The following is a 14,063-nucleotide window of genomic DNA, read 5'->3' as shown; positions in this document are numbered from 1 at the left end:
GAATTGTAATCTTGATTCGAATTTAAGCGATTAAACCGGACAGCGACTGCCAAAGAATACTCACGCCAATAAGGCTGAATACCACGCCACATAAGCCATCGATGTATACCGTTGCTTCGCTGAGTTTCTTTTGCAATGCATTAGTCGAAAGCATCCACGCCAGTAGTGAGAACCAAAACAGAGACAGACCAAATAGGATGATAAGCGCAAAGCCTTTACCTGATAGAGACATGTCGGCAGGCACTAGGCTCGACATCAAGCTGATAAAGAACACCAAAGCCTTTGGGTTGAGAATATTGGTCGCAAACCCTTTCGAAAATGCCTGACGCTTATTGGTCAGAATTAGATCGTTGGAATTGACGATATCGGCATCATCATCGTGGTTCTGAATGATTTGCCAGGTTGCTTTAAGTGCACCGTAACCCAAGTACAGTAAGTAACTACCGCCGGCTAGTTGGATAACGGCAAATAATGTCGGTTGTTGGTGGACTAGGTAACTGATTCCCGTCAGGCTCAGCAATGAGTGCAGCAAGATCCCGCAAGATAAACCAAGCGCAATGTACAAGCCTGTCTGGCGTCCGTGACGCGTCGCATTTTGCACGACTAACGCAAAATCAGGGCCGGGGCTCATCAAAGCGATGAAGTGGATAGAGGCTAGGGTGATCAGTATGGTGACTTCGTTCATCGTCAGTTCTCAATAACGTTGCCGCTATTTTTAAATAAGTAATCGTATTGAGCGTAGCTTACCGTGATTTGAAATCGAGCAATTGTAAATTATCAACACTTAGTTGATTTGTGAGGGTGGTACGCCAAACGTGGTTTTGAAAGCCTTAGAGAAGTGTGCTTGATCATAGAAGCCTACTTGGTGCGCGACCTTGGTACCACATATCCCAGACTTAATCAGACGCATGCTCTGTTCCATACGTAAACGGCTCAGCCATGCATAAGGCGTAATGCCCATTCTGTTTTTAAAATGGCGTTGGAATTGAGTCGTGGTTAAACCACACAACTCAGACAATTGTTCTAATCGCACTGGTTGATCCAAGTTCGCCATCAAGTAGTCTTTTAGCGTATCAATCGATTGATTACCCAGTTTGATGTCACTCTTCGATCCAAACTTCGCATAACGATCGACAATCGTCGAGAATCCTTCGAAAGGTAAGCAATCTTGAGCGAGCTGGCTGATGTTTTGATGGATTAACAGGCCATGCAGGTTACACAGTTGTGAAAAAGCTGCTTGATCGGAGAGGATCAACTCTGAAAAGCCTAATGTGTGACCATTTTTCTTGGGATCGGCAAGATCTTGAAACCATTGGGGAGAAACGGCAAATACACTGACTTGATAACCCGAATCGAGTTTGGAGTGACCATCATGAAGCTCGTCTGGTGGCATGATAACGACTTGGCCAGCACCGACATGATGACTCGTCCCTTTATAGGCGAATTTTTGCTGCCCTTGGGTAATCAAACCGATGTGAAAGTCCAAATGATAGTGGCGCTGAAAGGCAAACTCTTGGTATTGAGCTTGGATCAGGCTGATATCTTCTGTTGGGGTAGAGTAATAGTGGACTTTATCCATGGTACAAAAAAGCTTGGTCAAATAGTCATCAATTCAACCAAGCTTATCTTCGTATTAAGGGATTGTCTTGTAAAAAACGATCAGTGTTACTGCTTAGCGCGTTTGTTCTTTCTGTTGTTACGCAGACCGTCAAAGCTGAATATCACCAACGCTCCCCAAATAAAGGCGAAGGTAATCGCTTTGTCACTGGTAAACGCTTCGCCATAAATCAGCACCGCTAACAAGAACATTAAGCTTGGTCCAATGTACTGGAAGAAGCCGAGGGTCGATAGCTTCAAGCGTGTTGCAGCGCCAGTAAAGCACAGCAGTGGAATGGTGGTAATAACACCAGCAGCAACCAGTAACAGATTGAGTTGCATCGGGTTCATTGAGAAGTCCGAGGTTGGGCTATCAGCAATAAATAGTAGGTACGTTGCTGCGAGAGGCAACATAACCAGAGTCTCAATGAACAAACCGGTTTGCGCTTCTAAGCTCACCTTTTTACGCAGTAAGCCATAAAAACCGAAGCTAAAGGCTAGGGCAATGGCGACGATCGGCACTGAACCGAAGGCAATTAGTTGGATTAATACGCCAATCGCAGCAAGAGCCACTGCAAACCATTGCAGCTTACGTAAGCGTTCGCCGAGGAAAAGCATCCCGAGCAACACGTTAATCAGTGGGTTGATGTAATACCCCAAGCTGGCATCAAGCATGTGATTGGAATTCACCGCCCAAATAAAAATAAGCCAGTTAGCGCCCACCAAAATAGACGTCGCCACCAAATAGAGCATTTTTGGTTTCGAGGTCAGGGTGTCGCGGACTTTACGCCAGCTGTGGCCAATGTGCAGTAAGAAAGCGAGTAGGAAAAAAGACCATACTACACGGTGGCTAAGGATCTCTAACGGGGAAACGTCACTTAAAGATTTGAAATATATAGGGGCGATCCCCCACATGGTGTAGGCGCCGACGGCAAGCAAAACTCCCTGGCGCGTACGTTGTTGTTCTTCCTGTGTCATGCATCTTTCTCTAGCACTGAGTGCTTATTAATAAGATTTATAAGAGAGTTGGTCAGTATAGGAGCGATAACCCTTTTCACCTAACAATTTGCGGTTTAATTCGCCAGCGTTCCCCTCTACAATGTGCGACTTGCTTGCCGAAGATGCTTGCTGATTTCATACCTCGATTAGGAACCATAATGACCGCCACTCTGATTGCTGAGCAAATACCAACTCCCGCGAATGATGCGCAAACCATCTTGCAAGATGTGTTCGGCTATCAAAGCTTTCGCGATGGTCAGCAAGAGGTTATTGATTTGGCCGTTGAGGGCAAAGACAGCTTGGTGATTATGCCAACCGGTGGCGGTAAATCTCTGTGTTACCAAATCCCGGCTTTGGTTCGTGAAGGGCTGACTCTGGTTATCTCACCGCTGATTTCGTTGATGAAAGACCAGGTTGATCAGTTGAAAGCCAACGGTGTCGCGGCAGAGTGCATTAACTCGTCAATGCCGCGTGAGAATCTGATCTCGGTCTTTAATCGTATGAACTCAGGTCAGCTGAAAATGGTGTATGTCTCGCCAGAGCGCGTGTTGATGCGTGACTTTATCGAGCGCCTACAAGGCTTACCGCTTTCGATGATTGCGGTCGATGAAGCGCACTGTATCTCTCAGTGGGGACACGATTTCCGCCCTGAATATGCTTTGCTAGGCCAGCTTAAACAGTATTTCCCACATGTACCTTACATGGCGCTAACGGCAACTGCCGATGATGCGACGCGTAAAGATATTATCTCGCGTTTGCAGTTGGTGGATCCGCATACGCATTTAGGCAGCTTCGATCGCCCTAATATTCGCTACAACCTGGTTGAGAAGCACAAGCCCGTGTCTCAGGTGGTTCGCTACCTAGAAACACAGAAAGGCAATTGCGGCATCATCTATTGCGGTAGCCGTAAGAAAGTGGAAATGGTGACCGAGAAGCTGTGCAATAACGGTATTCGCGCCGCGGGTTACCATGCTGGCATGGACACCGACGAACGTGCTTACGTTCAAGAAGCTTTCCAACGTGATGATATTCAGATCGTTGTGGCGACCGTGGCATTTGGTATGGGTATCAATAAACCCAACGTTCGCTTTGTAGTGCACTTTGATATTCCACGCAACATTGAGTCTTACTATCAAGAGACTGGCCGTGCGGGTCGTGATGGCTTGCCTGCTGAAGCCATGATGCTGTTTGACCCTGCTGATATGGGTTGGCTGCGTCGTATGTTGGATGAGAAAGAAGAAGGCCCGCAAAAACAAGTTGAGATGCACAAGCTGAACGCGATGAGTGCCTTTGCTGAAGCACAAACCTGTCGCCGTCAGGTTCTGCTTAACTACTTTGGTGAATATCGTGAGAAGCAATGTGGCAACTGCGATATCTGTCTCGACCCACCTAAGCATTTTGATGCGACCCAAGAAGCGCAGAAGGCGTTGTCTTGTGTGTACCGCGTTAATCAGTCGTTTGGTATGGGCTACGTGGTCGAGGTGATGCGTGGCATGCAGAACATCCGTGTGCGCGATAATGGTCACGACAAGCTGTCTACTTACGGTATTGGCCGTGATCACAGCCACGACTACTGGATCAGTATCTTCCGTCAGTTGATTCATAAAGGTTTGCTGTTCCAGAACATCACTCGTAACTCAACCTTACAGTTAACCGAAGAGGCACGTCCGTTATTGCGCGGTGAGATGTCTTTGGAGCTGGCTGTACCTCGTTTAGATACCGCAGTTCGTAATGCGAAGTCCGATAAACTGAGCAGTAAGAACTACGATAAGAAGCTGTTTGCGAAACTGCGTAAGCTGCGTAAGTCGATTGCTGATGAAGATGGCTTGCCACCATACGTGGTATTCAGTGATGCGACGCTGATTGATATGGCTGAAATCCTACCCACATCTTATGGCGAAATGCTGGCTGTGAATGGTGTCGGTCAACGCAAACTCGATAAGTACGCTGATCCATTCTTAGATTTGATTCAAGAACACATCACCACACACGGCTAATTGCTAGTTTTCAGAAGCGTTTAGCTTATAAGAACGGTTAGTTCATAGAAAAAGAATAAGGTTGATAGGGACATGACAACACCAACAGAATTTGGCTTAAGAGAATATTTGGCTGAGGAAGGACGTTTATTGATTACGTCTCCAAGTTTTGATTTTGATTCTTATGAAGTGCTAGGTGAAAAGCTGGTGGCGTTGCTGTCAGCTTCTGTTGTTGAAAAGCAATGGGACGCCGATATGCATTCTTGGTTGATTGATTTTGAAGATTGTCGAATGTTTTTAAAGTCTGAGCATTACAGCGAATCAATTTGGTTTGAGTCGTTAAACGCTGAAGAAAGCCGAGAAGAGTTCGATTATCTCGCGACGCTTTTCAAGCGTGGTTTCTAACTTCAAGCGTGGCTTCTAACGTTTAGCATAGCTTCTAAAAATATCGCTTTAAAAAACAGATCTTCTAGTGTCATTCACTAATTAAAGTGAGGATAAACGTTTGCGTTTGTTCTCACCATTGCAGCCAATATTGATTAATGTATAATCGCCCGCCGCTCAATAGAGCAAATTATAGAAACATTTTTAATTCACATTATTGGTAAGAGCTTTCTTAGTTTATTTGAAGAAATGACTCGATTTGGGTTCCCTCACCCCCAAACCAAACTAAAAAGGTACAGCATGAGTAACTTTACCCCTGCGCAACAGCGCAAAGCCCTAGCACTATTAGTTTTGTTCCATTTGGTGATTATTGCGTCAAGCAACTATCTGGTTCAGCTACCTTTTACCGTCTTCGGTATGCACACCACTTGGGGTGCTTTCACTTTCCCGTTTATCTTCCTAGCGACCGATCTCACAGTACGCATTTTTGGCGCGCAGCTTGCTCGTAAAATTATTTTCTTAGTGATGTTGCCTGCACTGGCCGTTTCTTATTTATTGTCTGTTGTGTTCTTTGAAGGTTCATTCCAAGGCTTTAGCCAACTAGGCGAGTTCAACCTGTTTGTTGCACGCATCGCAGCGGCAAGCTTCATGGCTTATTTGCTCGGTCAGATCTTGGATGTGCATGTGTTCAACCGCTTACGCCAAATGAAGCAATGGTGGGTTGCGCCAACGTGTTCGACACTTTTTGGTAATGCCATTGATACCATCGCGTTCTTTGCGATTGCCTTCTACCAAAGCCCAGATCCATTCATGGCTGAGCACTGGACTGAGATTGCCTTGGTTGATTACGGATTCAAACTCATCATTAGCTTAGGTTTGTTCGTGCCTATGTACGGTGTGCTTCTTAATTACGTGGTTAAGAAGTTAACCGCAGTGAACCCTGATTTTAAAGCGACAGGTGTTAACGCTTAAGTTTGAGATTTGTAACGCAAAGCATTAATGCAGCGATAAGAAAAAGCCCAAGTTAGTCTACTAACTTGGGCTTTTTTAATTTCTAGCGTCAGATACTAATATCAGAGGCATTCAATATTCAATGGCCAGCCAATATCGGTTTGTCTATTCGACTCGATCTCTAGCTCAGCAGCTGTCAGCGGATTGTCTGCTAGCCATTGCTTAGAAAGCGTCAAGGTCAGGTTGTTACCATCAGTTGCAAGCTTAAAATCAGGCTCTAGCACTGGATTGCGACGGTGGGTCAGCAAAATAGCTAAACGCAGAATTCGTAAAATACGCTTGCTGCTGGTGCCTGAGATTGCATGTTGCTCTGGCAATGAGGTTAACTGTTCACGGTAGCGACGAGTTAACTCACCCAAGTAGTGCTTTTGCGCTCGAGTAAAGCCTGGCAGGTCTAAGTTCTGCAGTAGGTAAGCGCTGTGCTCGCCGCCTTTTTTGAAATCGATGGTTAAACCAATCTCATGAAGCTTAGCTGCGGTTTGCAATAGCACGCCAGCTTGAGGCTCTGAAACCCACTCTTCGGCGCCCGCTTGCTCTAACAGAGTTTGTGCGACTACAGCAACTTGTTCACCGTAGCTTACGTCCATTTGATAGCGTGATTGCACGCTCTTGACGGTACGCGCTCGAATATCTTCTTGGCGAAGTTCATCCACCATCTCGTAGGCTAGGCCTTCACGGAGTGCACCGCCTGCGAGTGTCATTGAATCAATTTCAAGTAGCTCAAAAATAGCGATAAGAATAGAAAGGCCACTTGGGAACACTAATGCACGCTCTAGGGTCAAACCTTCTATTTCTAGCTCTTCCAAGCGCTCGGTAATCATAGCTTGTTTCTGTAGTCGCTTAAGTTTGGCATGAGTAATGACTTCATCCATGCCTTGCGCCAACATGATTTCTTGCAGTGCTTGAACGGTACCACTGGCACCAACACACACATCCCATCCGATATCAGTGTAGCTATCTAGGATAGGAGCCAACGTAGACTTAGCCGCTTCAATGGCATTGTTAAAGTTGGTTGCGGTTAATTGGCGATCTTTAAAGTGGCGCTCAAGCCAGGTAACACAGCCCATCTTCAGGCTAGTTAGTGCTTTCGCTGAGAAGCCTTCACCTATGATCATTTCGGTGCTTGCGCCACCAATATCAACCACTAGTCGGCGGCCGCTGCCACCAGAAGTGTGTGCTACGCCTTTATAGATAGTCGCAGCTTCTTCTTCACCAGAGATAACATTGATGTCGTAACCAAGGATCTGGTTCGCTTTCTCTAGAAATATATCCACATTGATAGCGGTACGTAGGGTCGCTGTACCCACAATGCGGATATTTTCTTTCGGAATATCTTGCAGTCGCTCTGCAAAGAGACTCAAACAGTCCCAGCCGCGCTGCATAGCTTCTGTACTAAGCGCATTATTTTCATTTAAGCCTGCTGCTAAACGCACTTTACGCTTAATCTTAGCCATGGTTTGTACGCTGCCATCGATGTGACGCACAACGAGCATATGAAAACTGTTCGACCCGAGGTCGATTGCAGCATAAAGCGGGGGTGACACTGTTTGACTCATAAGCGACTAAGCTTCCTTGTTATGACGCGGTTGGCGTGGGCGACGGTTCTGGTTTGGTTTACGGTTACCGTTGCGTGGGCCATTGTTGTTCGAGCGGCGTTGTTGCGGGTTACGTGTACGTAAGCGCATCGGTGCTGGCAGATCTTCTAGTAGTGCAGAAGCATCGTAGTCAGACATTGGGATAGCATGCTCAATGTATTCTTCGATTGGTGGCAAGTTGATTGCGTAATCTTCACAAGCAAAGCTGATCGAGTGACCGCTTTCACCAGCACGACCTGTACGACCGATACGGTGAACGTAATCTTCGCAATCATCAGGTAGGTCGAAGTTGAATACGTGTGTTACTTGAGGAATGTGTAGGCCACGAGCTGCAACATCAGTTGCGACAAGAAGGTCAACATCACCTTTGGTGAACTGCTCAAGAATCTTTTCACGTTTCTTCTGAGGAACATCACCCGTTAGCAGGCCTACACGGTGACCATCGGCAGCCAAATGGCCCCAAACTGATTCACATTTGTGCTTCGTGTTAGCGAAGATGATTGCGCGATCTGGCCATTCTTCTTCGATTAACGTTTGTAGAAGAGCCATCTTATGTTCGTTAGAAGGGTAGAACAGCTCTTCTTGAATGCGGTGACCTGTTTTACGCTCAGGCTCAACAACCACGTGCTCTGGGTTGTGCATGTGCTCGAACGCTAGCTCTTGTACGCGGTAAGACAGCGTCGCAGAGAACAGCATGTTCAGGCGATCTTTTGGCTCAGGCATACGGCGGAACAAGAAGCGAATGTCTTTAATAAAGCCCAGATCAAACATACGATCGGCTTCATCAAGCACAACAGCTTGAATGTGGTTAAGGTTAAATACCTTTTGCTTGTAGAAATCGATGATACGGCCAGTCGTACCAATTAAGATATCTGCGCCTTCTTCGATCTTACCTAGCTGCTTGTCGTAGCTTTCGCCACCGTAAGCGAGTGCTGCTTTGATACCCGTGCTTTCAACCAGAGAGTCAGCATCGTTGTAGATCTGAATCGCGAGTTCACGCGTTGGTGCCATAATAATTGCACGTGGCTGGTTAGGCTTACGCCCTTCATGCTCAGGTGTTTTTAGCAGGTGGTTAAAAGTAGCAGTTAGAAACGCAAGCGTTTTACCAGTACCCGTTTGGGCCTGGCCTGCAATGTCTTGGCCGGTGAGCAGTACCGGGAGCGCCAAGGCTTGGATAGGGGTACAATAATCGAACCCTTTTTTCTCCAATCCTTCAATGACTTGAGGAAGTAAATCCAAGTCGGCGAACTTTTGCTCTGTGATATGCGTCTTTTTCATTGCTATAGAATATCAGCTTAAGCTTGCAATACGAAAGTAAATACATTCCAATAGGGCATCTATTTACTGGTTATCATCCAACCAGTTCTAAAAAATACATTGGAGTGGAAGATGAGTGATAAGATTTTGCAGCTAACTGATGACGGTTTTGATAACGATGTAATCAATGCTGCAGGCCCTGTTCTTGTTGATTTTTGGGCAGAATGGTGTGGTCCATGTAAAATGATTGCGCCGATTCTTGATGAAATCGCAAACGAGTACGAAGGCAAGCTCACAATCGGTAAATTAAATATCGACCAAAATGCTGGAACTCCACCAAAATTTGGTATTCGTGGCATTCCAACGCTGCTTCTTTTCAAAGATGGCGGCGTAGCAGCAACTAAAGTTGGTGCATTGTCTAAAACTCAACTTAAAGAGTTCCTAGACGCTAACCTTTAATTAGGTGAGCCTTTGAAAAGAAACCGCGCAGTTAACAAATGCGCGGTTTTGTTTTTTCTAAGCTATGGACTACTCTTAGTTTTAGTGCTAATTTATCGCACGTTAATTGAACGAATTTCTCTTCTTGGTCGATCCTGTGACCAACTCCTTCTTAACTTAAGAAAACAGATCCTATTTTGACTAAACAAACTTCCACCACTATGAATCTTACTGAACTGAAGAACAGACCTGTGTCTGAACTTGTTAAACTTAGCGAAAGCCTAGGTCTTGAAAATCAAGCTCGCCTAAGAAAACAAGACATTATCTTCTCCATCCTTAAAGCGCATGCAAAAAGTGGTGAAGACATCTTTGGTGATGGTGTTCTAGAAATTCTTCAAGACGGTTTTGGTTTCCTGCGTAGCGGCGACAGTTCGTACCTTGCTGGGCCAGATGATATTTACGTATCACCAAGCCAGATTCGTCGTTTTAACCTTCGCACCGGTGACTCGATTGGCGGTAAAATCCGTCCACCTAAAGATGGCGAACGTTACTTTGCACTGCTTAAAGTAAACACGGTTAACTACGACAAGCCAGACAACGCTCGTAACAAAATCCTTTTTGAAAACCTGACTCCTCTTCACGCCAACGAACGTATGGTGATGGAAGCGGGTAATGGTGCGACTGAAGATATCACAGCTCGAATTCTTGACCTTGCTTCACCTATAGGTAAAGGTCAGCGTGGTCTGATTGTTGCTCCGCCTAAAGCAGGTAAAACAATGCTTCTGCAAAATATTGCACAAAGCATTGCACGCAACCATCCTGAGTGTGAACTAATGGTTCTACTTATCGATGAGCGTCCAGAAGAAGTAACAGAAATGCAGCGCCTAGTTAAAGGCGAAGTAATCGCATCGACTTTCGATGAGCCAGCATCTCGCCACGTACAAGTAGCAGAAATGGTAATCGAGAAGGCGAAGCGTCTTGTTGAACACAAGAAAGATGTGGTTATCCTACTGGACTCAATCACTCGTCTAGCTCGTGCTTACAACACTGTTATTCCTTCGTCAGGTAAAGTTCTTACTGGTGGTGTTGATGCGAATGCTCTACATCGTCCAAAGCGTTTCTTCGGTGCGGCACGTAACGTAGAAGAGGGCGGTAGCTTAACTATCATCGCAACAGCACTGGTTGATACTGGTTCTAAGATGGATGAAGTAATCTACGAAGAATTCAAAGGTACAGGTAACATGGAACTGCACCTTAACCGTAAGATTGCTGAAAAGCGCGTATTCCCAGCGATTGATTTCAACCGCTCTGGTACTCGTCGTGAAGAGCTTCTTACTAAGAGCGATGAATTACAGAAGATGTGGATCCTGCGTAAGATTGTTCACCCTATGGGCGAAACTGATGCAATGGAATTCCTTATCGACAAGTTAGCAATGACTAAAACGAACGATGAGTTCTTTGACGCAATGCGTCGTCAGTAATTTTGATTAGCTGATAGTTATTAATAAGCGCTGCCTTCGGGTGGCGCTTTTTATTTGCATTTTATAGCGACAGCTTGCAGAATGAGCAAAAGTGTTAAAAGGAAGTTAAAATGCAACATGGACTGTTGTCATCATTACTCCTGTCTACTTCACTGTTACTTTCCCCGGTTGGCATGAGCTATGCCACCGAGATGTCTCCACTTACAGTAGAGTCTTGGCTTGAGAATGATCAAGTAAAACTGAAAACTGCTGAATTACTCGAGCTTGTCGTGCGTGACGAAGTCAATTCGCTACGTTTTGCGCTTGAGCGTCTGACATTTCCCCAACAAGAAGTGGCTCGTTACCAACTCTTGAAGAAGCTCGAACAGCAAAAAATTGTACTCACCCCCAAGATGTCTATCTTTATTGAGCAGCAACTCGCTATCACGCCAACTTACCAAGTTTTAGAGCGTGGCGATGGTTATGAGTTTACGGTACCTGCCTTTAATTACCCTTCGATTGCCAACCGGCTCATCAAACAGTGGCGCCAAGACCAGAAGACGCTGGTCTTTGTGTTAGATGCAGAGAAACAAGAACTCGACCTAAAAGAGTGGTTATCTGGATCTGAGCATCAAGTTCAAACACGAGAAGCATTGTTAATCAGAGAGCTAGACAGTTTGTCTCCTGAAGCGGTTGATTATCTGACTAAGCAACTCACGGCCTCCTCGATTGTTAGCTGGTTACCTTCTAGTGAGGTGGTGGTTCGATTAGCGCAAGTGAGCGAAGACCCAGAGGTCTACAAGATTCTATGGCGAATGAAGGCCGATTATCATAGCCAAGCTGAGCTAGTCCGCCTTGCTGAAACCAAACAAGCGTTCGCACTTGAACAAGTAATGGCTGCGACTAAGAATCCTCGTTTGAAAGATGAAGCGATTACTTTGCTTACCAAGGTTAACCCGCTATCAGAAGAGGTGAAGGAGTTTCTTGTCTCTAGGATGGCGATTGCCGATGAAGCGCCATTAGTCGCCCGTGAATTAGCCAAACAAGGTCATACGCGATGGTTGCAAGATCTTGTGAATGATAACCCTCAGGTGAAGAGCTCTTTGATCGAGCAAGCATTACCGTAAAGTGGATTTTGCCTCTCAATAACCACACTAAAAAGGGGGATCTCAGCGTCACCCTTTTTGATATACTGAGCGCAGAATAATCAGCATGTAGAAGTCCTATGAGTTTTAAAGATTTACGTGATTTTATCGACCATCTTGAAAGTATTGGTCAGTTGAAACGCATTTCTCACCCAGTCGATCCAGACTATGAAATGACCGAGATTAGCGACCGTACTCTACGTGCTGGTGGCCCGGCTCTTTTGTTTGAAAACCCAATAGGCTATGACATTCCTGTTTTAACCAATCTATTTGGTACACCTAATCGTGTGGCTATTGGTATGGGTCGTCAGGAAGTGAAAGAACTGCGTGAAGTGGGTAAGTTGTTAGCTTACCTAAAGGAACCTGAGCCACCAAAAGGCTTTAAAGATGCTCTTGATAAACTGCCGGTGTTTAAGCAAGTCTTAAATATGCCAGCTAAACGTCTTCGTAAAGCGTCATGCCAACAAGTGATATGGCAGGGTGATGACGTCGACCTTGATAAAATTCCCGTGATGAGCTGTTGGGCCGACGATGTCGCGCCGTTGCTAACATGGGGATTAACGGTTACTCGCGGGCCTAATAAGAAACGCCAAAACTTAGGCATCTATCGCCAGCAAAAAATCGGCAAGAATAAGGTCATTATGCGTTGGTTAGCCCACCGTGGTGGAGCGCTTGATCTGCGTGATTGGATGGAAACTAACCCAGGTAAACCATTCCCAGTTTCTGTAGCGTTTGGTGCCGATCCTGCCACGATTCTTGGTGCCGTTACACCTGTTCCAGATACCTTATCGGAATACGCGTTTGCCGGCTTGTTGCGTGGCAGTAAAACTGAGGTCGTTAAATCAATCAGTAACGACCTAGAAGTGCCTGCGAGTGCTGAAATCGTAATGGAAGGTTACATCGACCCGAATGAGTTCGCAGACGAAGGGCCGTACGGAGACCATACTGGTTACTACAACGAGAAAGAAAAGCATCATGTGTTTACTATTACTCATGTAACCATGCGCGAGAATCCGATCTATCACAGTACCTATACTGGCCGTCCACCTGATGAGCCTGCGGTATTGGGTGTTGCGCTCAATGAAGTGTTTGTTCCTATTCTTCAAAAGCAGTTCCCAGAGATTGAAGACTTCTATCTACCGCCTGAAGGTTGTTCATACCGAATGGCAGTAGTGACCATGAAGAAGCAATACCCAGGTCACGCTAAGCGAGTGATGATGGGTGTATGGTCTTTCTTACGCCAATTCATGTACACCAAGTTTGTATTGGTGTGCGATGAAGATGTGAATGCACGAGACTGGTCTCAAGTGACCGCTGCTATGTGTGAACATATGGATCCGTCACGCGATAGCCTGATGATAGAGAACACGCCGATCGATTCATTGGATTTTGCATCACCTGTGGTTGGGTTAGGTTCTAAGATGGGCCTAGACATCACTAAGAAGTGGGATGCAGAGTTAGCACTATCGCCAGATGTCGAATCAGCACCTGTAAATAGTGAACATATAGAGGGCAGCTTAGCTGAGTTAACCAAGACTCAACCTGAAATTATTGATATTCACCTGCAAAACGATAATGCCAACATGGTTGTGGTGTCTATTGATAAGCAAGCTGCAGGTAATGGTAAGAAAATCATGGAAGCTGTTTGGTCTCAATTTGATGAGAACAAGTTTGTTATCGTGTGTGACGGCGATGTCAACGTGAGTGATTGGAATGACATTATTTGGGCGGTGACCACAAGAATGGATCCGGCCAGAGATACGTTGTTCCCACAGAATGAAACAGGACACTCAAAAATGGGTCTAGATGCGACCAATAAGTGGGAAGGCGAATGCCTGCGTGAGTGGGGTGTTCCAATCACAAAAGATCCTGATGTCGTTAAAAAGATTGATAGCATCTGGGAACAGCTAGGAATTTCATGAGCTACCAAGTAGTCTTATACCCAGAAAACATCAGTTTTACCGTAGAAAAAGGGCAAACGGTCTTGGATGCTGCGCTCAACAGCGATATCTATTTCCCAAACCGATGCCAAGTCGGCGCATGCGCGATGTGTATGTGCAGAAAATTAGAAGGGCAAGTGAGTTACCATCTTGAACCCATGCTTACAGAGAAAGAGCAGCAACAAGGTTGGATTTTTGCTTGCCAAGCATTTGCAGAAAGTAATTTAGTTCTAACCTTTGCCGATTAAGGGTTAGTAAGAGG

At 45.6% G+C, this 14,063-nt stretch carries 13 protein-coding genes; 8 read left to right on the top strand and 5 right to left on the bottom strand.

Features of this window, described 5'->3' with window-relative positions; all coding sequences use genetic code 11:
• Positions 1-22 precede the first annotated feature (22 nt).
• The 3 genes from AC3CH3_RS15070 to rarD form a co-directional block, all read right to left on the bottom strand.
• Positions 23-685, bottom strand: coding sequence for a LysE family translocator (locus AC3CH3_RS15070; RefSeq protein WP_488537413.1), 663 nt, complete (start codon positions 683-685; stop codon positions 23-25).
• Between the two features lie 99 nt (positions 686-784).
• Positions 785-1,579, bottom strand: coding sequence for a helix-turn-helix transcriptional regulator (locus tag AC3CH3_RS15065; protein ID WP_171309448.1), 795 nt, complete (start codon positions 1,577-1,579; stop codon positions 785-787).
• Positions 1,580-1,665: 86 nt separating this feature from the next.
• On the bottom strand, positions 1,666-2,574 hold the full coding sequence (gene rarD / locus AC3CH3_RS15060; protein WP_076675903.1) for an EamA family transporter RarD: 909 nt from the start codon (positions 2,572-2,574) through the stop codon (positions 1,666-1,668).
• Between the two features lie 179 nt (positions 2,575-2,753).
• Here rarD and recQ point away from each other — a divergent pair, with 179 nt between their 5' ends.
• The 3 genes from recQ to AC3CH3_RS15045 all read left to right on the top strand — a co-directional run bounded on the left by recQ (position 2,754) and on the right by AC3CH3_RS15045 (position 5,927).
• Positions 2,754-4,592: an ATP-dependent DNA helicase RecQ gene (recQ, locus tag AC3CH3_RS15055; protein ID WP_488537412.1), complete on the top strand. Its 1,839-nt coding sequence runs from the start codon at positions 2,754-2,756 to the stop codon at positions 4,590-4,592.
• A 72-nt stretch (positions 4,593-4,664) separates the two neighbouring features.
• The gene (locus AC3CH3_RS15050; protein WP_009848192.1) at positions 4,665-4,976 is read left to right on the top strand and encodes a DUF3630 family protein; all 312 of its coding nucleotides are present in this window, start codon (positions 4,665-4,667) and stop codon (positions 4,974-4,976) included.
• A gap of 279 nt (positions 4,977-5,255) precedes the next feature.
• The gene (locus tag AC3CH3_RS15045; RefSeq protein WP_004736638.1) at positions 5,256-5,927 is read left to right on the top strand and encodes a 7-cyano-7-deazaguanine/7-aminomethyl-7-deazaguanine transporter; all 672 of its coding nucleotides are present in this window, start codon (positions 5,256-5,258) and stop codon (positions 5,925-5,927) included.
• A 101-nt stretch (positions 5,928-6,028) separates the two neighbouring features.
• Here AC3CH3_RS15045 and gppA read toward each other — a convergent pair whose 3' ends face one another.
• Positions 6,029-7,522 carry a guanosine-5'-triphosphate,3'-diphosphate diphosphatase gene (gene gppA, locus AC3CH3_RS15040; protein WP_488537411.1) on the bottom strand — a complete coding sequence of 498 codons (1,494 nt, stop codon included), beginning with the start codon at positions 7,520-7,522 and terminating at the stop codon, positions 6,029-6,031.
• 6 nt (positions 7,523-7,528) lie between these two features.
• Complete coding sequence (gene rhlB / locus AC3CH3_RS15035) at positions 7,529-8,839, bottom strand: ATP-dependent RNA helicase RhlB (RefSeq protein ID WP_004736636.1); 1,311 nt, start codon at positions 8,837-8,839, stop codon at positions 7,529-7,531.
• A 111-nt stretch (positions 8,840-8,950) separates the two neighbouring features.
• Here rhlB and trxA point away from each other — a divergent pair, with 111 nt between their 5' ends.
• The 5 genes from trxA to AC3CH3_RS15010 all read left to right on the top strand — a co-directional run bounded on the left by trxA (position 8,951) and on the right by AC3CH3_RS15010 (position 14,049).
• Positions 8,951-9,277: a thioredoxin TrxA gene (trxA, locus tag AC3CH3_RS15030; RefSeq protein ID WP_004736635.1), complete on the top strand. Its 327-nt coding sequence runs from the start codon at positions 8,951-8,953 to the stop codon at positions 9,275-9,277.
• A 200-nt stretch (positions 9,278-9,477) separates the two neighbouring features.
• Positions 9,478-10,737, top strand: a complete 1,260-nt coding sequence (rho, locus tag AC3CH3_RS15025; RefSeq protein ID WP_029222011.1) for a transcription termination factor Rho — start codon at positions 9,478-9,480, stop codon at positions 10,735-10,737.
• A 110-nt stretch (positions 10,738-10,847) separates the two neighbouring features.
• Positions 10,848-11,843, top strand: a complete 996-nt coding sequence (locus AC3CH3_RS15020; RefSeq protein WP_171331092.1) for a hypothetical protein — start codon at positions 10,848-10,850, stop codon at positions 11,841-11,843.
• A gap of 98 nt (positions 11,844-11,941) precedes the next feature.
• Positions 11,942-13,783 carry a 4-hydroxy-3-polyprenylbenzoate decarboxylase gene (gene ubiD / locus AC3CH3_RS15015; protein ID WP_488537410.1) on the top strand — a complete coding sequence of 614 codons (1,842 nt, stop codon included), beginning with the start codon at positions 11,942-11,944 and terminating at the stop codon, positions 13,781-13,783.
• Entirely contained in the window at positions 13,780-14,049 is a 270-nt protein-coding gene (locus AC3CH3_RS15010) for a 2Fe-2S iron-sulfur cluster-binding protein (RefSeq protein WP_017081534.1), read from the top strand. Before ubiD ends, AC3CH3_RS15010 begins: the two co-directional genes overlap by 4 nt.
• Positions 14,050-14,063 lie beyond the last annotated feature (14 nt).

The organism is Vibrio sp. QJM3NY_35 (assembly GCF_057785915.1).
This window is presented reverse-complemented; position numbering and strand designations above follow the sequence as displayed.